At 71.0% G+C, this 19815-nt stretch carries 18 protein-coding genes and 1 pseudogene; 7 read left to right on the top strand and 12 right to left on the bottom strand.

Features of this window, described 5'->3' with window-relative positions:
• Window positions 1-315 (top strand): annotated as a pseudogene (locus tag E1294_RS02455) (DUF1348 family protein); the annotation flags it as partial.
• Window positions 316-668: 353 nt separating this feature from the next.
• Here E1294_RS02455 and E1294_RS02465 read toward each other — a convergent pair.
• From E1294_RS02465 to E1294_RS02480, 4 genes are all read right to left on the bottom strand, one after another.
• Window positions 669-1304 carry a DsbA family protein gene (locus E1294_RS02465; RefSeq protein WP_220447525.1) on the bottom strand — a complete coding sequence of 212 codons (636 nt, stop codon included), beginning with the start codon at window positions 1302-1304 and terminating at the stop codon, window positions 669-671.
• Between the two features lie 40 nt (window positions 1305-1344).
• Window positions 1345-1665 carry an STAS domain-containing protein gene (locus E1294_RS02470; RefSeq protein ID WP_132504006.1) on the bottom strand — a complete coding sequence of 107 codons (321 nt, stop codon included), beginning with the start codon at window positions 1663-1665 and terminating at the stop codon, window positions 1345-1347.
• On the bottom strand, window positions 1652-2080 hold the full coding sequence (locus tag E1294_RS02475; RefSeq protein ID WP_132504008.1) for a DUF5994 family protein: 429 nt from the start codon (window positions 2078-2080) through the stop codon (window positions 1652-1654). Before E1294_RS02475 ends, E1294_RS02470 begins: the two co-directional genes overlap by 14 nt.
• A gap of 130 nt (window positions 2081-2210) precedes the next feature.
• Complete coding sequence (locus E1294_RS02480; protein WP_132504010.1) at window positions 2211-3386, bottom strand: AI-2E family transporter; 1176 nt, start codon at window positions 3384-3386, stop codon at window positions 2211-2213.
• 205 nt (window positions 3387-3591) lie between these two features.
• Here E1294_RS02480 and E1294_RS02485 point away from each other — a divergent pair, with 205 nt between their 5' ends.
• Entirely contained in the window at window positions 3592-3888 is a 297-nt protein-coding gene (locus E1294_RS02485) for a LysR substrate-binding domain-containing protein (RefSeq protein WP_132504012.1), read from the top strand.
• A 64-nt stretch (window positions 3889-3952) separates the two neighbouring features.
• On the opposite strand, the gene E1294_RS02490 is transcribed toward E1294_RS02485, so the two are convergent.
• The 3 genes from E1294_RS02490 to E1294_RS02500 all read right to left on the bottom strand — a co-directional run bounded on the left by E1294_RS02490 (window position 3953) and on the right by E1294_RS02500 (window position 9072).
• Window positions 3953-7900, bottom strand: coding sequence for a S8 family serine peptidase (locus E1294_RS02490; RefSeq protein WP_132504014.1), 3948 nt, complete (start codon window positions 7898-7900; stop codon window positions 3953-3955).
• Window positions 7901-8116: 216 nt separating this feature from the next.
• Window positions 8117-8602, bottom strand: coding sequence for a YflT domain-containing protein (locus E1294_RS02495; RefSeq protein WP_132504016.1), 486 nt, complete (start codon window positions 8600-8602; stop codon window positions 8117-8119).
• A gap of 50 nt (window positions 8603-8652) precedes the next feature.
• Complete coding sequence (locus E1294_RS02500) at window positions 8653-9072, bottom strand: Hsp20/alpha crystallin family protein (RefSeq protein WP_132504018.1); 420 nt, start codon at window positions 9070-9072, stop codon at window positions 8653-8655.
• A 175-nt stretch (window positions 9073-9247) separates the two neighbouring features.
• On the opposite strand from E1294_RS02500, the gene E1294_RS02505 reads away from it, so the two are divergent.
• Together E1294_RS02505 and E1294_RS02510 are read left to right on the top strand one after the other, a co-directional pair.
• Window positions 9248-11167: an ABC transporter ATP-binding protein gene (locus E1294_RS02505; RefSeq protein WP_165977041.1), complete on the top strand. Its 1920-nt coding sequence runs from the start codon at window positions 9248-9250 to the stop codon at window positions 11165-11167.
• Complete coding sequence (locus E1294_RS02510; RefSeq protein ID WP_132504020.1) at window positions 11167-12990, top strand: ABC transporter ATP-binding protein; 1824 nt, start codon at window positions 11167-11169, stop codon at window positions 12988-12990. The genes E1294_RS02505 and E1294_RS02510 overlap by 1 nt, the downstream gene beginning before the upstream one ends.
• Window positions 12991-13084: 94 nt before the next feature.
• On the opposite strand, the gene E1294_RS02515 is transcribed toward E1294_RS02510, so the two are convergent.
• The 5 genes from E1294_RS02515 to E1294_RS52335 all read right to left on the bottom strand — a co-directional run bounded on the left by E1294_RS02515 (window position 13085) and on the right by E1294_RS52335 (window position 17222).
• Window positions 13085-14308 carry a PP2C family protein-serine/threonine phosphatase gene (locus tag E1294_RS02515; protein WP_132504022.1) on the bottom strand — a complete coding sequence of 408 codons (1224 nt, stop codon included), beginning with the start codon at window positions 14306-14308 and terminating at the stop codon, window positions 13085-13087.
• Window positions 14309-14450: 142 nt separating this feature from the next.
• A complete protein-coding gene (locus E1294_RS02520) occupies window positions 14451-14657 on the bottom strand; it encodes a cold-shock protein (RefSeq protein WP_055509312.1) in 207 nt (68 codons plus the stop codon).
• Between the two features lie 194 nt (window positions 14658-14851).
• Window positions 14852-15241 (bottom strand): hypothetical protein, encoded by a 390-nt coding sequence (locus tag E1294_RS02525; RefSeq protein WP_132504024.1) that lies wholly within the window; start codon window positions 15239-15241, stop codon window positions 14852-14854.
• A gap of 534 nt (window positions 15242-15775) precedes the next feature.
• A complete protein-coding gene (locus E1294_RS02530; protein ID WP_132504184.1) occupies window positions 15776-16933 on the bottom strand; it encodes a DUF418 domain-containing protein in 1158 nt (385 codons plus the stop codon).
• Between the two features lie 121 nt (window positions 16934-17054).
• Complete coding sequence (locus E1294_RS52335) at window positions 17055-17222, bottom strand: hypothetical protein (protein WP_165977042.1); 168 nt, start codon at window positions 17220-17222, stop codon at window positions 17055-17057.
• A 298-nt stretch (window positions 17223-17520) separates the two neighbouring features.
• On the opposite strand from E1294_RS52335, the gene E1294_RS02535 reads away from it, so the two are divergent.
• From E1294_RS02535 to E1294_RS02545, 3 genes are all read left to right on the top strand, one after another.
• Complete coding sequence (locus E1294_RS02535) at window positions 17521-18174, top strand: 4a-hydroxytetrahydrobiopterin dehydratase (protein ID WP_132504026.1); 654 nt, start codon at window positions 17521-17523, stop codon at window positions 18172-18174.
• 48 nt (window positions 18175-18222) lie between these two features.
• Complete coding sequence (locus E1294_RS02540) at window positions 18223-18654, top strand: hypothetical protein (RefSeq protein ID WP_132504028.1); 432 nt, start codon at window positions 18223-18225, stop codon at window positions 18652-18654.
• A 182-nt stretch (window positions 18655-18836) separates the two neighbouring features.
• A complete protein-coding gene (locus E1294_RS02545; RefSeq protein ID WP_246082765.1) occupies window positions 18837-19775 on the top strand; it encodes a CPBP family intramembrane glutamic endopeptidase in 939 nt (312 codons plus the stop codon).
• The last annotated feature ends 40 nt before the right edge of the window (window positions 19776-19815 follow it).

Consider the following 19815-nt stretch of genomic DNA (forward strand, 5'->3'; position numbering starts at 1 on the left):
CCGCCCGCCCGTCCCGCCGTTCACCGAGGAGAGCGCCCGTGTCAAGGTGCAGGCCGCCGAGGACGCCTGGAACACCCGCGACCCCGAGAAGGTCGCGGGCGCGTACACCGAGGACTCGGTGTGGCGCAACCGCGACGAGCCTCCGGGCAGTGGTGGCGCAGCTACGGCAACGAGCAGTGGGAGTTCGACGAGTCGGGCCTGATGCGGCGCAGGGAGGCGAGCATCAACGACGTGCGCATCACGGAGGCCGAGCGGCGCATCTTCGGCCCGCGCGGCGAGGCCGAGCAGGGGGTGGACGTCCTGCCGCTCCGGTGAGGGCCGGCAATGGGGACGGCCCGCAATGGGGGCGGCCCGCTCAGGTGAGGTAACGCCGCCACAGGTACGGCGTCGACAGCGCCACGGTCACGAACGTGACGACCAGCCCCTACTTCTCGAACTGTCAGAAGCTGATCGGGGTGCCGTTGCGGGAGGCGATGCCGAAGATGACGACGTTGGCCGCCGCCCAGGTCGGCGCCGATGGCCAGGGCCCACCACAACGCCTGCGCCGACTCGCCGCCGCCCCGCGGCCTGGACGAGCTCGGCCACGATGGGGCTCCCGACCATGACGAACAACCCCGCGAAGAACACCAGCGTCGGCCACCCGACCTTGCGGATGGCCGTGGGAGGTCTCAGCCGAGCACCGGCTCCTGGTGCGGCCCGCCCTTCAGCTCGTGGAAACCCGCGGTGCCCGCCACAAGCAGCGTCCCGTCCCAGAGCCGGCCGGCGTCCTCACCGCGCGGGATGCGCGACACGACCGGGCCGAAGAACGCGACGCGCCCGCCGCCGTCCGTGCCGCCGTCCGTGCCGCCGTCCGTGCCCGTGACGGCCACGATCGGCGTGCCCACGTGCTCGCCGACCAGGGCGATGCCCTCGGCGTGCGAGGCCCGCACGTCGTCGTCGTAGTCGGTGGACGTGCCGGCCGCGGCCAGCCCGGGCGGGAGCCCGGCGGTCTCCAGGGCCGTGCGCAGGTCGCCGATCCAGTCGCCGCCGCGAGTGGTCCACAGCCCGGTGTAGAACCGGCCCAGCGCCTCCTGGCCGTGATGCCGCCGGACGGCCGCGCACACGCGTACCGGGACCCACAGGTAGCCCTCGGGATCGCCTTCGGGATCGTCGTCGCGGTCCTCGTTGAGCACCGACAGGCTCATGACATGCCAGCGCACCTCGATCGGCCGCACCTTCGCCGCCTCCAGCAGCCAGCGGGAGGTGATCCAGGTATACGGGCAGGACGGATCAAACCACAACTTCGCCACGGCACCACTCACGATCAGCACACTACGCCCGGAAAGCCACCGCCCGGGCAGGCGATCACACTGCCGTCGGGAGGCATCGGTCCAGGCCGGTGACGCGCAGCAGCCTGGACATGTGCGGGGTGGGTGCGGTCAGGGCGAGCGTGACGCCCATCGACCGGGCCCGGCGCTGCACGCCGACCAGGACGCCCAGCCCGGAGGAGTCGCAGAACTCCAGGTCGGACAGGTCGAGGACGAGCAGCTCATGGCTGGAGTCCAGCGCGTCCATCAGCTGCGTGCGCATGGCCTTGCTGGTGAAGATGTCGATGTCGCCGGACAGGCGGACCACGGTGGCCGCGGGCCAGGCGTCGCCGGAAGGCGAGACTTCACAGATGCTCATGGGATGCTCCGATCATTGCGGCGGCGGACTCCGGCCGGAGAGCCCCCGCGAGGGCATGCCCCGGCGGGCTCTCGGCGGCCACCGGGACGATGAGCAGGATGAGGCGCCCGGCGTCGGCGAGCGTCAGGGTGACGACGCGGGGATCGGCGCCGCGGGCGCGGCTCACCCGGATCTGCCGCCCGCGCGCCGGAACCCACAGGGGGACACGGCCCCACGCGTCCGGATGCAGGGCGACGCCGAGCGTGGTGCGGCCGAGGCGGTGGTCGACGGCGGCGATGAGAGCGGGAAGCTCGGCCCCGGCGTCGCGGGAGCACGGCCACCAGAGGCCGTCGACGCCGCCGTGCCGCCCCGGCGGCGCGAGGCTGAGCCGCGCCATGGAGTCGAACTCGGGGACGCCGGCGGCGGTGTAGCGCACCGATCGCGGAAACGTGCGTGATGTCGGCGTCATGATCGCCTGACCCGTCCAGGCCCTCGGGGGCCGTATGCATCTATCGCCGCGGGCGACGCCAACCTTGATGCCAACGCACGAAAAGTCCTCGGTACTCCTAGTCTACCTTCACGTCCTGACCGGCGGGCGGTTCGCCGCCTCGCGGCACGGCCGGCCGGAGACGCGGCGGCTCGTCTCCTCCCGGCACGGCCGGCTTCGGGGGCGGCAGCTCCGGCGGCGGGTCACGGAAGAGCTCGGGGATCGACCGGTAGAGGATCGCCGCGATCGGCACGGCGACGACCGCGCCCGCGATGCCCGCCAGGATGCCGCCGACGGCGAGCACGATGATGATCGCCAGCGGGTGGAAGTGCAGCAACCGGCCGACGATCAGCGGCTGCAGCACGTGGTTCTCCAACTGCTGCTCCACCACGAGGATGCCGACGAAGATCAGCGCGTAGATGGGGCCCTTGGACCCGAGCGTGACCAGTGTCGCGACGGCACCGGCGAAGAAGATGCCGACGATGGGGACGAAGCTCGCCAGGAAGATCAGCAGGGCGAGCGCGGGCCAGAGCGGAACCCCCATGATCGCCAGCACGATGCCGATGACGACGCCGTGCACCGCCGCCACAGCCACCGTGCCGTGGACGTAATGCGAGAGCGTGGTCCAGGCGGTCCTTCCCGCCCTGTCGACCCGCGGCGCAGCCGTCCCGAACCCCTTGAGGAACCAGCCCCAGATCCGGTCGCCGTCCTTCAACAGGAAGAACGTCACGAACAGCAGCAGCACGATGGAGGCCAGCACCTCCAGCACCACCATGGTGCCTTGGAGCACCGTGGTGGTGATCTGCTGCTGCTGCGCCCTGATCAGCCCGGCGATGTCCTCGACCCACTGGCTGAGCTGGTTGGGTTCCAGGCGCAGCGGGCCGCTGTAGAGCCAGCCCTCCACGGTCTTCGCGGTCTCCTGAACCTGCTTGACCAGGCCGGGGAACTCCTCGTTGCCGCGTACGCCGATGATCCAGCCCGTCCCGCCCAGCACAGCGAGCGCGACGAGCATCGTCACCCACGTGGCGTAGATCGGCCGCATGCCCGCCTTGCCCAGGCGCTTGGTCAGGGGGAAGAGCAGCGCGGTGAGCAGCAGGGCGACCGCCACCGGCAGCGCGATGAGGCGCATCGCCGCCACGACGCCGATCAAGTAGTTGGTCACCACGCCGATGAGGACCAGACACGCACTCCACGCGGCCATTCTGGCCAGCAGCGGTGGCACCAGCCCCCACAGGGGCTCCTGAACGGGCTTCATAGGTTTCACACTGCCACCTCTGCCCCGAATGGGCGGGACTGCACGGTGACCGGTGACCCATGGGAGCGGGCGTCCGCCGCTAGGCGCCGGGCGCGATCGGTGTGCGTGATGAGGCTTGCTCGGAATGGGCGTTTCCGTCGTCCTCCTGATCGCCTTCACTGAGAGTGGCCAGGCGGCGCAACTCGCGTCGCCGGTGACGTGAGGGCTGGACGTCGGCGTCGGGTGGGCCTCCCCGCCCCCTCCTGGCGTGAGCTCGGAGCTGATCCGGCTCGACCCGCTCGGCGTGTTGCTCCCCGAGCACCATCCCGCGGCCCGTCTGGCGAGCGTCCCCGTGGCCGCCCTCGCCGGCGAACTGCTGTTGTTCGGCGAGGAGGCCCAGACACCCGAGCTCAACGGCTTCGTCGTCGAGCTGTGCCGCTCGGCGGGGGTCGTGCCCACCCCCTACGAAGGGACCGTGGAGAGTACGCGGGCCGCCGCCGACCTCGACGGCCGGCCCACCTGATCGCCGCCCTCGGCAGTCAGCCTTCTGAACGGGCCTGGGCGGCGCGCCGGTGAGCGGCGGCCGGTCAGCAGCCCTCGCGGGTCAGCGTGACGTCGCGCCGGACGTCGGCGTGCGGCAGCGGCCGGACGTCGAAGGCGGACGTCCTGTGCCCACCGGCGGTGACGGTGATCTTCGCCTTCGACCGGCCGCCTCCGAGCCAGTGCTCGTAGCGGCCCCCGGCGTCGGCGCCCACGGTCCACGACTCGCGGTGGCGTTCGACCGTGACCGTCGCCCCCGCCAGCGGGGTCACCGTCCCGTCACACGCCTTCGAGCGCACCTGACCGGACAGCCGCGCCCAGTGCCACGGCGCCCGCGCCTCCAGGGTCACGCCGAGGCTTGGCGCCGGGTACGGTGTGTCCTCGTTCACCACCAGCTCCGCCTCGTAAGTGCCGGGCCTGGCGAGCGCGCGGGCGTCCAGGGTGAGGGTGACGCGGGCCCTGGCGCCGGGAGCGAGCGTGCCGTGCGCCGGCTTCGCGCTCAGCCAGGGAACGTCCGTGCCGGCCGCGTCGCAGCCGTCATGGCCGGGCAGCAGTTCCGTGAACGGTGTGACGCGCGGGCCGTCCGCGCCGCCCACCTTGTAGAGACCGCAGGCGGCGGCGCCCCGGTAGAGGGCGTAGCGGGAGTTCGGCAGCGGCGTCCAGGTGTCGGCGTCGGGGTCGTAGGCGAACGCCTCGTTGGTGAGGGTGGTGCCGCCTTTCGTGACCCCGCCGGCGACGACCAGCCTGCCGTTCGCCACCGTGTAACTGCTGCCCCACAGGTCGAACGGCAGGTCGGCGATCCGGTCCCAGGCGTCGCGGGCCGGGTCGTACACGTAGGAGCGCTGCGTGCCGCGCGGCCCCTCGGCCAGCCCGCCCGCGCAGTAGACCTTGCCGCCCAGGCCGCCGCAGGCCGCCCAGGAGATCGGCTCGGGGTAGGGGGCCGCGGCGGTGAAGCTGTCGCCCGCCACGTCGTACACCGTGACCTGGGCCGTCGCCGTCTGGCACTCGCCGGCGCAGCCGCCGACGGCGTAGATCCTGCCATTGAGCACGGCCGAGCCGACCGCGCCCCACGGGTGCGGGTTGTCCGCGCCGGTGCTCCAGCCGTCGGTCGCGGGGTCGTAGATGAGGGTACGCGCGGCCGGTTCGCCCTGCGCGTCCCAGCCGGTGACGACGTAGAACCTGCCGTCCACGAACCCAGAGGCGGCCTTCTGCCGGGCTTCCGGCATGTCCGCGATGGGAGCCCAGGAGGTCGCGATCGGGTCGTAGACGTACGAGGCGGGCGTGCCGCCCTGGCCGCGCAGGGAGCCGCCGAAGGAGTACACCTTGCCGTCGTGGAGTCCGGCGGCGTTGTCCCTGATCGTGGTCGGGTAGTCGGCGACGCCCGCCCACGGCGTCGCGGCCGTGGCCTGTCCGGGTGTGGCCTGCTCCTGCTCGGGTCTGGCCGCCGTGGTCGCGGCGGGGCTGAGGCCGTCCGTTTCGACCCGGCGCACGGGCGCGCCCCGCAGCGCGGCCACGACGTCCCGCCGCGACTCGGCGAGGTCGTAGGTCAGCGGCGCGGTGCCCCGGTTGGTGATGGTCAGGCGTGTCCTGACCTTCTGGCCGAGTCTGGCCCGCTTCGAGACGTCGTCCTCCTTGACCGAGAGCCGGCCGGCCTCCAACGTGAAGTCGGTCCTCGCCACCTCGCCGGCTCCCGCGGTCACGCGGGCGGAGGCCGGCCGGTAGCCGCGCTGCGCGGCGGTGAGCACACGCTCGCCCGACATGGGCGCGAACACCCAGTAGAAGCCGTCAGGCAGAGCGTCGTCGTCAGGGGTGGAAGCCGTGTCGCTCTCCGTGCCGCCGCCGCTCGTGACGGTGGCGGTGTCGACCGGGTCGCCCGTGTTCGCGTCGGTGACGGCGCCGTGCACGAGCGCGCCGGGCACCGGAGCGCACGCGCCGTTCGCGGCGGCGTAGCCGGGGGCCGCGCAGGCCGCCGCGTCGATCCGCGCGGACAGGTCGAGCGTGACGTCGCCGCCGACCGTGACCTGGCCGGTCACGGAAGCGTAGCCGGGGTAGCGCGGGGTGGCGGTGATCTCGTACGTGCCGTCCAGGGGCAGGTCGAGAACCGCCCGCCCGTCGCCGGGGCGGCCGAACCAGGTGAGACCTGCCCCTGTCACGGTGACCGCCGCGTACACCGGCCAGCCCTGCCCCGATCCGTCCGCGACCCGGACGGTCACGCGCCCCGTGGGCGCGGGGGAGAGCCCGACGTCGCGGGTCCGCGTCTCGCCGCCGCTCACCTGCACGTCCTTGAGGTCGTGCGTCCGGTAGCCGAAGAACGACAGGCTGACGTCGTAGCCGCCCTCGTCCAAGTAGAGCTGGTACGTCCCGTCGGCGGCGGTCGTGGTGTCCAGTGTGCGCGGCCCGGTGGCGGACACCCGCACGCCCGCGACCGGCTCGCCGGTGCGCTCGTCGGTGACGGTGCCGGTCAGCGTGCCGGCCCCTGTCCTCGGCGACGCGCCGACGGCCCGGTAGGCGTCCAGCATGCCCTCGCCGTACACGTTGTTGTCGCCCGCGGTCCCGCCGCAGGTCGCGTCGGCGCGGTCCTGCGCGGTGCGGTCGAGGATGTCCCTCGTCGCGGCGATGTCCCCGGCCAGCGCGGGCGCGGCCGACCACATGAGCGCCACCGCGCCGCTCACGTGCGGGGCGGCCATCGACGTGCCGCTCTGAACCTCGTAGCCGCCACCGGGGGCGCTGGACCGTACGTTCTGGCCGGGCGCGGCGATGTCCGGCTTGCTGTCAGCGACCCCTCCCGCGCCGCGCGAGGAGAACCAGGCCACCGTGCCGTTCTGGTCGACGGCTCCGACGGCGTACGACTCCGGGTACTCGCCGGGGGAACGCTGGGTGCCGCAGCCGGACCCGTCGTTGCCCACGGCGAAGGCCGGGAAGATGCCGGCCGCCACCCACTGGCGCACGTAGTCGCGGTACCACTCGTCACCCGGCGCCGAGGACCAGGAGTTGTTGAGGATGTTCGGCCGCTTGGCCGGGTCGGGCGCGGAGCCGTCGGCCGCCGTGGGGGCCAGCATCCACTGCGCGGACAACGCCAGCGTCAGCTCGCCGCACCGGTAGTCCTGGCAACCCCTCGCCGCGATCCACCGGGCGCCGGGCGCGACGCCGATGCCCTCGGAGCCCACCGTCGTCCCCATGGTGTGCGTGCCGTGGCCGTAGGTGTCGCACGGGCCCGGCGCGGTGCAGAGCCCCGTGGGGTCGTACCAGTTGTAGTCGTGCGTCCCGCCCGCGCCCCGGTACGCCCCGGCGAGCGCCGGGTGGGACACGTCCACGCCGGAGTCGATGGTGCCCACCACGACGCCGTGCCCGTCGCTCTTGTAGTCGCTCCACACCTTGTCGGCGTGGACGGCGGCCACACCCCACTCCACCGCCCTCGCGGCGGCCACACGCTCGCCCGGCCTGCGCTCGGGCAGCCGGTAGGTGCGCGGCATCCGGACGCGCTCGACCGCCGGGTCCTGTGCCAGGTCACGCGCCAGCGCCGCCGAGCCGCCGTGCACGTAGATCGAGTTGTCGATGAACAGGGACGTGTGCCGCGCCCCCGCCTTCCTCAGCAGCTCCCGCGCCTTCGCCTGGCTGGACTCCGCGGTCGAGCGCAGCTCGTCCACCACGGCGGCGCCGCGCGCGGTCCAGTCCTTGATCGCAGGCGCCCGTTTCAGCGCTGCCTGTGCCTTGAACTCCACCCAGAACGCCGAGTCCCCGCCCGCCAGCCGCGCGGCCAGCTCCGCCTGAACCCCCGTACCGCCCGCGTCACCGCCAGGGTCGCCGTCCGCGTCTCCGGATGTGTCGCCAGGTGTGTCGCCGTCCGCCGCCTGGGGGAGCGGGGTTCGGGCCGGTTCGGCCTGTGCCTGTGCGGGGACCGTCATCCCGGTCAGGACGAGCAGCGCCGTTGTCGCGACCGAGATCGCGGCGGCGGTACGGCGGGGTGGCCGGGCGGGAAAGACGTGCTGTCGCAACGGGGGGCCTCCACTCGCGGCGCCCGGCCATCGATGTCGACGAGCGCCACGAACGCCGTGGAGCAGCCTGGCCCACGACTCGCGCGGCCTTCAAGCACTACCCGAGGCGACATCACGCCATGTCATGAATATGACAACAGCGCCGGCGGTGGGGCGATTGGGTGTTCCGTACGAGCGGGCTGGGTCCCGCGCTCAGGACCCGCTGTCGCCTCTCGCCTATGTGCGCCAGTTGTGTTTGATCAGCAGGTTGCGGGCGTCGTCGGCGACCGCCGCATCGGCCACGACGTCGTAGCGGTCGGCGATGACGGCCTGCTGGGAGACGAACCCGGGACCCTTGTTGGCCAGGTAGGTGACCAGTCCGAAGACGGCGCCGAAGAGCGCGCCGTACGCGATCCCGCCGAGCACGAACGCCCCCGTCGAGCCCGTCGAGCCCGTGAAGAGCGGCATGAGCAGGCCGATCATCAGGCCGAACCAGAGGCCGGTGGCGGCCCCCGCGCCCGCGGCGCGTCCCGCGGTGGCGCGGCCCATGACGGTTTCGACCAGGCGCAGATCGTGGCCGACGATCGCGGAGCGTTCCACGGGGAAACCGTTCTCGGCCAGGAAACCGACGGCCTTCTTGGCCTGCTCGGCGGTGGTGTAGGTGCCGATCACCGGGCGGTCCTCCGCTGCCGGCAGGATGACCGTCGGTGCCGTCTTGAACATCGTGGTCCCCTTCCTTCGTGATGGCGTGGCGAGAGCGCCACGCCCATGGGTCACGTCGAGAGCTCCTTGGCGATCTCGACCTTGCGCGGCCGGGACGACTCCAGGACCGGCACGCGCACGGTGAGCACGCCGTCGTCGTATGCCGCCCGGGCGCCGTCGGCGTCGAGGCGGTCAGGCAGGTAGACCTGCCGGGAGTAGTCGCCGGTCGAGCGCTCCTGGACGAACACGCTCTCGTCCTCGGTGTACGTCTCCTCGCGCCTGGCGTGTACCGCCAGGACGCCGCGGTCGACCGTGACCTCGATCGAGTCGGGGTCGACGCCGGGAAGGTCGAAGCGGAGCAGGATCTCGTCCTGACGGCGGACGGCGTCCATCGGCATCGCCGCCCACGCGTCGCCGAGCACGGGCCGGGTCAGCCGGCCGAGCTGCCGCTCCAGCTCGCGGAGAGCCGAATCGATCGACGTGGGCACCATCGTCTTCCACCTCCGTGCGTGTGGCTCGATCCTTCTACGTGTGGCTTCATAAAACATATAACTACAGTTGCAGGTTTCTGTCAAGCGCCACGAAAAGCGATGGGAATCTGTCAGACTCCGGTGATAGGAACAGGTCCGATGCCGCCACCGCGGCCAAGGGGGAAAGGACCTGCCGGTGACCACCAACAGCTCGGAGTTCTCCGTCTCCGGTCCGCGCTACGACCGGCGCGGTCCTGTGCGCTGGCTCTGGTCCCACCTGCGCAGGCACCCGCAGCACCTGGTCGGGTTCCTCGGCGGGTCGTTGGTCATGGTGGTGCTCAACGCCTCCGTGCCCCAGTTCACCGGCGACGCCTTCGACGCCGTCCTGGGCGAGCGGGGCGAGCCGGCCTCCGCGCTGTGGTCGATCACGATGGCGATGCTGGCGCTGGTGACGGCCCGCGGCCTGTCCGACATGGTCGCCAGGATGGGGAGCGAGGTGCTGGCCAAACGGCTGGAGCGCGACACCCGCGACGAGCTCTACGTCGCGCTGCTCGGCAAGAGCCAGACCTTCCACAACCGGCAGCGGGTCGGCGACCTCATGGCCAGGGCGGCCAACGACATCCGGCAGCTGTCCATCATGATCAGTCCCGGCGTCGACCTGATCGTCGACTCGTGGCTGACCGGCCTGGTGCCGTTCTTCTTCATCGCCACCATCGACCCCCGGTTGTTGCTCGTGCCAGGCATCTACGCGGCCGTCTTCGTGTTCGCGCTCCGCCACTACATGCGCAGGCTCAACCCGGTGTCGACCCGCATGCGCGACCAGTTCGGCGAGCTCAACGCCGGGCTCAACCAGGCCGTGCGCGGCATCGAGGTGATCAAGGTGACCGCGCAGGAAGGGCAGGAGCGGGGGAGGTTCCGCGCCAACGCGCGCCTATATCGCGACTCCTTCGTACGCAACGGCCTCGTCCAGGCGCGCTACCTGCCCACCCTTCTTTACGCCTTCGCGGTGGCCGGCGCCCTGTGGCACGGCCTCCAGCTCCAGAGCGCGGGGGCGATCACGGTCGGCGACCTGGTGGCCTACATGGGCCTGGTCGTCATGCTGGGCTTCCCGACGCAGATCTCGATCTTCACCTTCTCGCTGGTGCAGATCGGCATCGCCTCCTCCCGCCGGATCCTGAGCATCATCAGCGCCGAGGCCGAGCTGGAGCAGCGGCCCGACGGCCGCGCCGCGCCCATCGCGGGAGAGATCCTCTTCGAGGACGTCACGTTCGGCTACGACGAGGGCGACCCGGTGCTGCGCGGCGTGACGTTCAGCGTGCGGCCCGGCGAGACGGTGGCGATCGTCGGCGAGACCGGATCGGGCAAGAGCACGCTCACCAAGCTCGTGCCACGCATCTACGACGTCACCTCGGGCCGCATCCTGGTCGACGGCGTCGACATACGCGACTGGGACCTCGACTCGCTGCGCTCCCAGATCTCCACCATCGAGCAGGACATCGTGCTCTTCTCCCGTTCCGTGGCCGAGAACATCGCCTTCAGCCTGGGCCAGCGGGCCGACCGCGAGGCCGTGGTGCGGGCGGCGGAGGACGCCCAGGCCGCCGAGTTCATCGCCGAGCTCGACGACGGCTACGACACCGTCATCGGCGAGCGCGGCGTCACGCTGTCCGGCGGCCAGCGCCAGCGCCTGGCCATCGCGCGGGCGCTGCTGACCGACCCGGCGATCCTCGTGCTCGACGATTCGACGAGCGCCATCGACTCCGCCACGGAAGACAAGATCCAGCAGGCGATCGGCCGCGTCCTCGACGGGCGCACGACGCTGCTGATCACCCACCGGCTCTCCCAGATCCGCTGGGCAGACAAGGTCCTGCTGCTCAGGCGGGGCGAGCTGGTCGACTGCGGCACGCACGACGAGCTCATCCAGCGCAGCCGCCTCTACCGCCGGATCTTCGCCCACTACGACGAGGCCGACGTGGCCCTGCTGGGCGACACGCCGGAGGAGGCGGGAGGCCCGGCGTTCGAGCCGGAGGAGACAGGAGGCCCGGCGTTCGAGCCTGACGGGCTGGATCCCGCGCACGAGGCCCCGGTCCTGGAGAGCGAGCAGGGGAGGGCCCGCTGATGGGCTTCGTCATGGACGGCCTCGACGCCGAAGACTACGACCGCACCTACAACGACCGCGACCTGCTCCGCCGGATCCTGTCCTACTTCAGGCCCAAGATCGGCGCGATGTTCGTGGTGGCCGCAATGATCGTGCTGGGGTCGGTCAGCCAGGCGGCCATCCCGCTGCTGGCCAGCCTGGCCGTCGACGCGCTCGCCGACGGCACGATCGCCGAGGTGGGCTGGCAGCTGGTCGCCGGCACCCTGCTGGCCGGGGTGCTCGGGTGGGGGTTCAACTTCGTCCGCCAGTGGCAGAGCGCGCGGGTCACCGGCGACGTCGTCCTGCGGCTGCGCGAAGACGCGTTCGACGCCGTGCTGGAGCGCGACCTGTCGTTCTACGACGAGACGCCGTCCGGCCGGATCGTCAGCCGGGTGACGTCCGACACCGACGACTTCGCCACGGTCTCCACTCTGACGATGGACCTGATCAGCCAGGTGCTGATGGTCGGCTTCGTGACGGTCCTGCTGTTCCTGCGCAGCGTCGAGCTCGCCCTGCTGACGATGCTGGTCGTGCCGATCGTGGTGGGCCTCGCGCTGGTCTTCCGCCGCCTCGCGCGGGCCAGCACGCGCCACGCGCAACGCTCGCTGAGCCGGGTCAACGCCAACCTGCAGGAGACCATGGGCGGCATCGCGGTGGCGAAGAACTTCCGCCAGGAGCGGCAGGTCTACGACGAGTTCCGGCCCATCAACCGGCAGAGCTACCGCGTGACGCTGCGGCAGGGGTTCGTCTTCTCCGCCATCTTCCCTGTGCTCTTCCTGGTGGCAGGGCTCGCCACGGTCGCCCTCGTCCAGCTGGGCGGCTCGGCGGTGCTCGGCGGCGGCCTGAGCGCCGGCGACTGGTATCTCTTCCTGCAGGGGGTCGTGCTCTTCTGGTTCCCGCTGACGTCCATCGCCGCGTTCTGGTCCCAGTTCCAGCAGGGGTTGTCCGCGTCCGAGCGGGTCTTCGCCCTGATCGACGCCGAGCCGAGAGTGGTGCAGACCGGCACGCAGGATCCCGGCAGGATCGCCGGCCGCATCGAGTTTCGCGGGCTCACGTTCGGCTACGACGCCGGCAACCCCGTGCTCCGCGACTTCAACCTGCTCATCGAGGCGGGCGAGACCGTCGCGCTGGTCGGCCACACCGGTGCGGGCAAGTCGACGCTGAGCAAGCTGATCACCCGCTTCTACGAGTTCCAGGAGGGCAGCCTGCTGATCGACGGCCACGACATCCGTGGCCTCGATCTGCCCGCCTACCGCCGGCAGATCGGCGCGGTCCCGCAGGCGCCGTTCCTGTTCAGCGGCACGGTCGCCGACAACATCCGCTACCCGCGGCCGGAGGCGAGCGACGACGACGTGCTCGCGGCCGCGTCGGCGGTCGGCGGCGGCGACTGGGTCGACGCGCTCCCGCACGGCCTGCGGACCGACGTGGGCGAGCACGGCCGCGCCCTGTCCATGGGCCAGCGCCAGCTCGTCGCGCTGGCCCGCCTGCTCATCCAGGATCCCGCGATCGTGGTGCTCGACGAGGCCACGGCGAGCGTCGACCCGCTGACCGAGGCCCAGATCCAGGAGGGCCTCGACGTCGTGCTGGCCGGCCGCACCTCGATCGTCATCGCCCACCGGCTCTCCACGATCGAACACGTCGACCGCATCATCGTGCTCGACCACGGCCAGATCGTCGAGGAGGGCGACCACTCCACGCTGCTGGCCCGTGGCGGCCGCTACTGCCAGGTCTACAACACCTACTTCCGCCACCAGTCGCCCAACTACCGAGCCGGCTCCGGGTTCGTCCCCGTCGGCTCACCGTGACCATAAGGCCACCGTTGTCCGTCCGTCCGGTGCCGTCCGGTGCCGCACCGGTCGGCTCCGAGGGCTGGAGCGGGCCTCCAGTATGGTGCGGCCTTCAGAGCACGAGCTGCTTCGGCGTCCGGCTCTGCCACTCCACCACGAGCACGGTGGCGTCGTCCTGGAGCCTGCCGCGCTGGTGCTTCAGGATGGCCTGGATCAGCCGCCGCAACGTCTCGGGAACGGTCAGCCCGTCGGCTTCGTGGCGGATGAGGAAGTCGATGAACCGCTTCAGCCCGAACAACTCCCGGTTCGGGCTCTGCGCTTCGATGATCCCGTCGGTGTAGAAGACCAGGCGATCGCCCGGCTGCAGCTGATAGCCGAGCAGCCCGGTGCCCGCGCCCAGCCGAAAGCCCATCGGCGGGTCGGGCTCGGCGGCCAGCGTGGCCACCCATCGGCCGCCGCGCAGCACCAGCGGCGGGTGGTGGCCCCGGTTCACCCAGCTCAGCTCGCCGGTGCGCAGGTCGAGGTCGGCCAGGATCCCGGTGGCGAACCGTCCGGTGAACTGCTCCGCGATCGCCTCGTCGATCGCCTCGCCGGCGGTGGTCAGGTCCGCCCCCTGGATCCGTGCGTTGCGGCAGGCACCCATGGCGACGGTGGCGGTCAGCCCGGCCGACGTGTCGTGGCCCATGGCGTCGAAGATCGACACGTGCAGGGTGTGGCCGTCGATGGCGTAGTCGTAGGCGTCGCCTCCCACCTCGTACGCCGGCTCCAGCATGGCGCTGACCACCACGCGGTCGTTGGCGAAGGCGCCCGGCGGCAGCAGGTTGAACAGCACCTCGGCCGACAGGGTCATCGGCTGGATGCGGACCAGTCGCGCGTAGGAGTCGCTGTGGGCACGCTTGGTCGCCAGGATCAGCGAGAGGAGCGAGGCCAGATGAACGACCCGCCGCTCGGCGAGCTCTCCGAGGTCGGGGAGGGTCACCTGGAGCACGCCGAGGCGATCGGTGCCGTCCAGGATCGGCACCCACACCCGCGGCTCCTCCTCGGGTCTGGGCGTGGTGTCCGGCCCTCGGCGGCTGCGTACGATCTCCACATTCCGGAAGGCCCGTCCGGCGAGCGTGGTGTCGATCAGGATCGGATCGAGCACTTCACCGTTGTCGCCGCTCTGGCCGGGCAGGGGCACGAGGCGCTGCTGCTGCAGATCGGTCACGTAGATCAGGGGCCGGGTGAATCCGGCCAGCCGGGCATGCTCGGCCACCACACCGGGGACCTGCTCCAGCGCGATGAGGTGGGCCGCCTCCAGCAGACCACCCAGCATCAGTTCGCCGTCACACCGCATGCGCAGGACTCTCCTCGTGACCCTCCTGTTACATCAGCGTCTTACCCAGGGATTCCTCGCCCATGAGCGTTTTGTCCCAAAACTGAGCCGGGGCCCGCACCAGTTCTGGTGCGGGCCCCGGCTCTGCGAGCTTGATGCCGTGTCAGGCGGGAACGATGTTCTCCGCCTGCGGGCCCTTCTGGCCCTGGACGACGTCGAAGGCCACCTTCTGGCCCTCGGTCAGCTCACGGTAGCCACCGTTGGAGACGATGTTGGAGTAGTGAGCGAAGACGTCGGCGCCGCCGCCGTCCTGCGCGATGAAGCCGAAGCCCTTTTCGGAGTTGAACCACTTCACGGTTCCGGTCGCCATGTCTATCTCCTTCGATAGGAGGCGGAGACGAGATCCGCACTTTACGGACCTCGCGTCGCTGGAATGAGCCCATCCGGAGATGACCGGAAACAAAAAACGCACCTGAAGATCAATCTCGTCAGGTGCGCACAAGTCTTATGGGTAACACATCTGCAACTGACTCCACGATACCACACATCGCCTGCCCATGCGCATCATGAATGCACGGCACGAACCTCCGTCACGACGAACTCGTCCACGATGTGCTGGTTCTGCACCAGGAACCCGACCACGCCCGCCACCGCCTCCGCGCCCAGCGCCGCTCTGGCCTGCCCGCTCAGCAGGTAGACCAGCGGCGTCGACGGCTGGTCGATCGCGAACTGGCGGTCATGGCGGTGCACGTCGTGCAGCGCCCTGATCGGGATGGGCCGCACCGAGGTGAACCACACCGCGACATCCCACAGCGGCAACGCCGGGTCGGCCCCGCTCGCGGCGTGATAGCAGATGACGCAGCCGTTCCCGGCATGCCGCCCGTGGGGACACGTCCACTGGGCGATGTCGGCCCGGCTCTGGTCGTGGCCGCTCAGGATCGCCGCCTCGGTCACCCGGCGGCGCGGCGATCGTTCATCGTACGGGCGGGAGTGGTCGCTGGTGATGATCGGTTACCTCCGCTCCCGGGTTGGCTTTCGACCTTATCCGCAGGCGACGGCTCGGCACACGGCGGAGCGGCCCCAGGCCTGTCCATGAATCCTTGCGCCATGAACCAGCGTGTCATGAGCCACGCCACTTCCGCGCGAACGGGCGACGCCGGGTACAGCGTCCGCTCTCAAGGTCACCTGTTGGGTGTGGCTCATGTACGTTTCGCCGCTGCGGCTACCCGCGTACGTCGATCTCCGGCCGCTGGGCAGATGTGCCCCGAGTCGCCCGCGCCACGATGAGGGTGTTCGTCGACCGGGGCAGTCTCGTCACGAGCACGGTCTGAGAGCCACCGGGATCGGCACCGAGTCCATTGGACGACCACCGGTCACCCTGTTCCGGCACCGAAGCGCGGACGGGTGGCCGCGATCCGGTGTGACACCGGTCGCGGCCACCCGTTGAGCGGACCGAGGGTTAAGTTGAGCGGACCGAGGGTTAACCCGTCACCGGTAGGCCAGGCGGCGCAGCAGGATCTCCGCCGGGCCGCGGTGCCCGGCGCGGCGCATGAGGTCGGCGATGAGGATCGACAGCAGCCAGGTCGCCGTGGCCACTCCCGTGGCGCCCGCGAGGCCGAGGTCGTCCTGCAGGCTGAGCCCGTACGGGAAGAAGAGCGCGACGAACACGATGGACTGGAAGAGGTACAGGCTCATGGAGCGCTGACCGAGCGACTGGAGGGCGGTGGCCAGGGCGTTCGGCCGCCGGATGACCGGGATCGCGGCCAGCCCCATGACCGCGGCCAGGCCGATGCCGCCGAAATGCCCGCTGAGCGGCTGGATGAGCGACGCGACCAGCGTCGCCGTGCCCGACGGCTCGGCCCACCAGCCGGCCTGCATGAGCCCCGCGGGAATTGAGCCGAGCAGCGACACCGCCGTGGTGATCACCGAGACGCGGATCAGGAACGAACGGTGCCGGACGGGCTCCTCCAGCAGCCGCCGCCGCGCGGCCCAGATCCCGACGAACACCCCGGGGATGACCATGATGACGCCGATGACCAGCCCGAACGGCCAGCCCACGAGCCGGCCCATCAGCATCTCGACAGGGCCGAGCGCGCCGGGTGCGATGCTGCCGGCCTCGTACGTCGACATTCCCTCCGTCAGCGGATACCACATGGCGAGGCCGACCAGCAGCGCCGACGGCACCAGGACGATGCCCGACACCCACAGGAGCGTCGCGTCCTTGGCCCGCAGCAAGCCGACGCAGAGCAGGGCGGCGATGCCGTACGGAGCCAGGATGTCGAGCGGGATGAGCACCAGGACGTGCACGAACCCGATCGCGAACAACCACCAGCCCCGGCGGCGCAGCAGCTTGCGCACGCTCACCCAGTCGTTGCCGCGCTCCAGTTGCCGGTTCAGCAACTGCACCAGCGAGTAGCCGAAAAGGAACGCGAACATCGGCCGCGCGTGGTTGTTGATCAGTAGCTGGTGCAGAAAGGCGAGGATGTCGTTGAGCAGCGACGGGCCGCGGTCGACGGTCTGCACGTAGAGCGGTGCGTGCGCGTACGCGATCGCCAGCAGCATGATGCCCCGGGCCAGGTCCGGGGCGGGCGCCCGCGCGGCAGTGGCGACCGGACCCTTCGGAGAGGTCGAGGACTGGAGTGGCATGTTCACGGCTGAAACCCCCTTGGATACTGGCTTCGACGCTAATGAGCCAGGCCAGGGGCCGGAATGAGGGTGAGGGCACGGCGGGGGTGTACCTAGGTGCACTGTTCAGCGCGGCGACGGGTCAGGACCCGCTGATGCCGAGGCTGGTGAACCATTCCGCGGGGACGCGCACCAGGCCGGGCGACCGTGGCACGACGGCGAGGTAGATCCCGGCCTTCCTGTGGTCCGCCTTGCGGGCGTAGCTGCGGCCGTGGCTCAGCGCGGCGGGCACGCGGTCGGTGAACCTCATCGTGGCGGTGGTCCGGGGCACGTCGCGCCTGGCGTCGGCGTTTGATGGACATGAGGGTCATGCGCCAGCCGTCCTGCGTCTTCTTGAAGACCGCCTGCGACCAGGAGTTGTTGTCCTTGCGGCGGAACTCGGCCATGAACCACGGCGCGCCCTGGACGTTCCCCGGGATGGCGAACCGCGGTTCGACGATGGCCTGCCTCGGTGCGGTCACGCACGGACACGACGCCGCGCGCCTGCGACCGTGCCCCCGAGGCGGGCCGGTCTTCCTCATCCGCGAGTGGTACGCCAGCATGAACCCATGACCAAGCTCACTGGACAGCAGATCGCCGGCGAGGCGCTGGACGGGTGGGTTCTCCTGCTCGGCGCTCTGCACACCCGCATCAGGACGGGGAACTTCGCGACCGGGCTCTCCGTCGTCGACGCCATCGGCACGGCGGCCGAGGAGATGGACCACCATCCCGATCTCGACCTGCGCTACACCCACGTCGACGTCCGGCTCAGCAGCCATGACGAGCGCGGGGTCACCGGCCGTGACATCCGGCTGGCTCGTACGATCTCCCGGATCGCCGCCGACGCCGGCGTGAAGCTGGAGAGCGGGAGCGTCTCCCGCATGGAGCTCGCCCTCGACACCCCGTCCCACGAGCGGATCCTGCCGTTCTGGGGCGCCGTGCTGGCCATGAAGGACCAGTCGGAGGCCGGGATCGACGACGAGGTGCGCGACCCGTACGACGTGCTGCCCGCGATCTGGTTCCAGAAGTCCGGCGGTGAGGAGCCCCGCCAGCACTGGCACCTCGACGTGTGGGTGGATCCCGAGCAGGTGCGGCCGCGCATCGAGGCCGCGCTCGCAGCCGGGGGCACGCTCGTGGACGACGAGGCGGCGCCGAGCTTCTGGGTGCTGGCCGACCCCGAGGGCAACCGGGTCTGCCTGTGCACCTGGCAGGAGCGCGGCTGACCGCGTTTCGCCGTATAGGGCAGAGGTTGGTGGGGTAGCAGTGACCTCATGACAGAACGTGTGCCCGACCCCGCCCACCGCCGCCCAGCGGGGCTGGACGATGTCACCGTCGAGGCGCTGGGCGGCTTCAGCGAGGCCCTGGAGATGACCCACCGGGCCAGAGGCCATTTGTATGCGATGCACCAGCTCACCGGCAGCGCCGACTTCGCGCTGGACCGGGTGGTGGAGCTGCTGCGTCAGGGCGGGCACGACGCGTGGGCCGACCGGATCGAGCGCGAGTTGATCGGCCGTAACGTCCTCGCCGGCCGGTGGACGTTCCAACTCGTGGAGGAGTACGACGACGGCTACTACCGCGAGTTCCAGGACCTCGAACGGGAGATCCGCGACGAACTGGCCGGGGGACGCCGCCACCTGTACGAGGCGGAGCTGAAGCAGCGCCGCCGCACCCCTGGCCGGCCAGGTCACGAAACAGCCCCCTGAACCGTCGGTGCCCGGCGAGCACCTCGTGCACGGTTCGGGAGCCTGTCCGACGTCGACGTGTGTCGTCTTCGCCCCACCGGGCGGGGTGACGACCCTCCCTGCTGATCCCCCGAGCGAGCTACCCTCGGCTGTCCACTCCAGCGTGATGATCTCGGCCGGTCTCCCGCCGTAGCGTCCTTGGCGTGGCCGCGGCGTGGTGCCGCGAGGCCGTGATGGCGGAGGTCATTTCGATGGAGACGGACGTGTGGGTGCTTCCCGTAGCAGAGGCCAAGTGGTGGGCGCGGCCGATGGTCCGGCTACTGATCATGATCGCCCTGCTGGCCGGAGTCACCGTCGTCGTCAACGCGATCGCCGCCGGAATGGCCACGGGGCCCGTCGGCGGCCTGGCGGCGGGCGGTCTGGGCGCGGCGTTCGCGATGTGGGCTTACGCGATGGCGGTGCGGGCCACCGAGCGGCGGCACGTGATGGAGCTGCTGCCCGGCCGCGAGGAGGCCGCGTCGACGCTGTGGCGGTGGACGCTCGCCGGCCTGGCGCTGTTCACGGTCACGATCGGCGTCATCGCCGTGTTCGGCGGCTACCGCATCGCTGGGTGGGGGTCGATCGAGGGCGCCGTGACCGTGTTCGGGACGATGTGCGCGGTCGCGGTGGTCGAGGAACTGCTCTTCCGTGGCGTACTGTTCCGCATCGTCGAGGAGATGGCCGGCACGTGGGGCGCCCTGCTGGTCTCCGGCGTGTTGTTCGGAGCGTTGCACCTGGTCAACCCGGGCGCCACCGGCTGGGGAGCGCTGGCCATCGCGATCGAGGCCGGCCTGATGCTCGGCGCCGCGTACGCCGCCACGCGCAATCTGTGGGTCCCCATAGGACTGCACCTCGGCTGGAACGCCGCCGAAGCCGGCATCTTCGGGGTCACCGTCTCCGGCTCGGGAGCGGACTCGCACGGGCTGCTCGAAGCGGCGATGTCCGGACCGGCGGCGCTGACCGGCGGCGCCTTCGGGCCCGAGGCGAGCGTCGTCGCGATCCTGGTGTGCAGCGTGCCCACGGTGTTGTTCCTGCGGATGGCCCACCGCCGCGGCCACCTGCACCGCCGCCCGCGCCCGTCAGTGGAGCACGAGGCCGTGTGACCAGGCGGCGTACGTCAGGGGCGCGGCGCAGCCGACCTCA

Origin of the sequence: Nonomuraea diastatica (assembly GCF_004349015.1) — a bacterium.
GTDB classification, from domain to species: Bacteria; Actinomycetota; Actinomycetes; order Streptosporangiales; family Streptosporangiaceae; genus Nonomuraea; species Nonomuraea diastatica.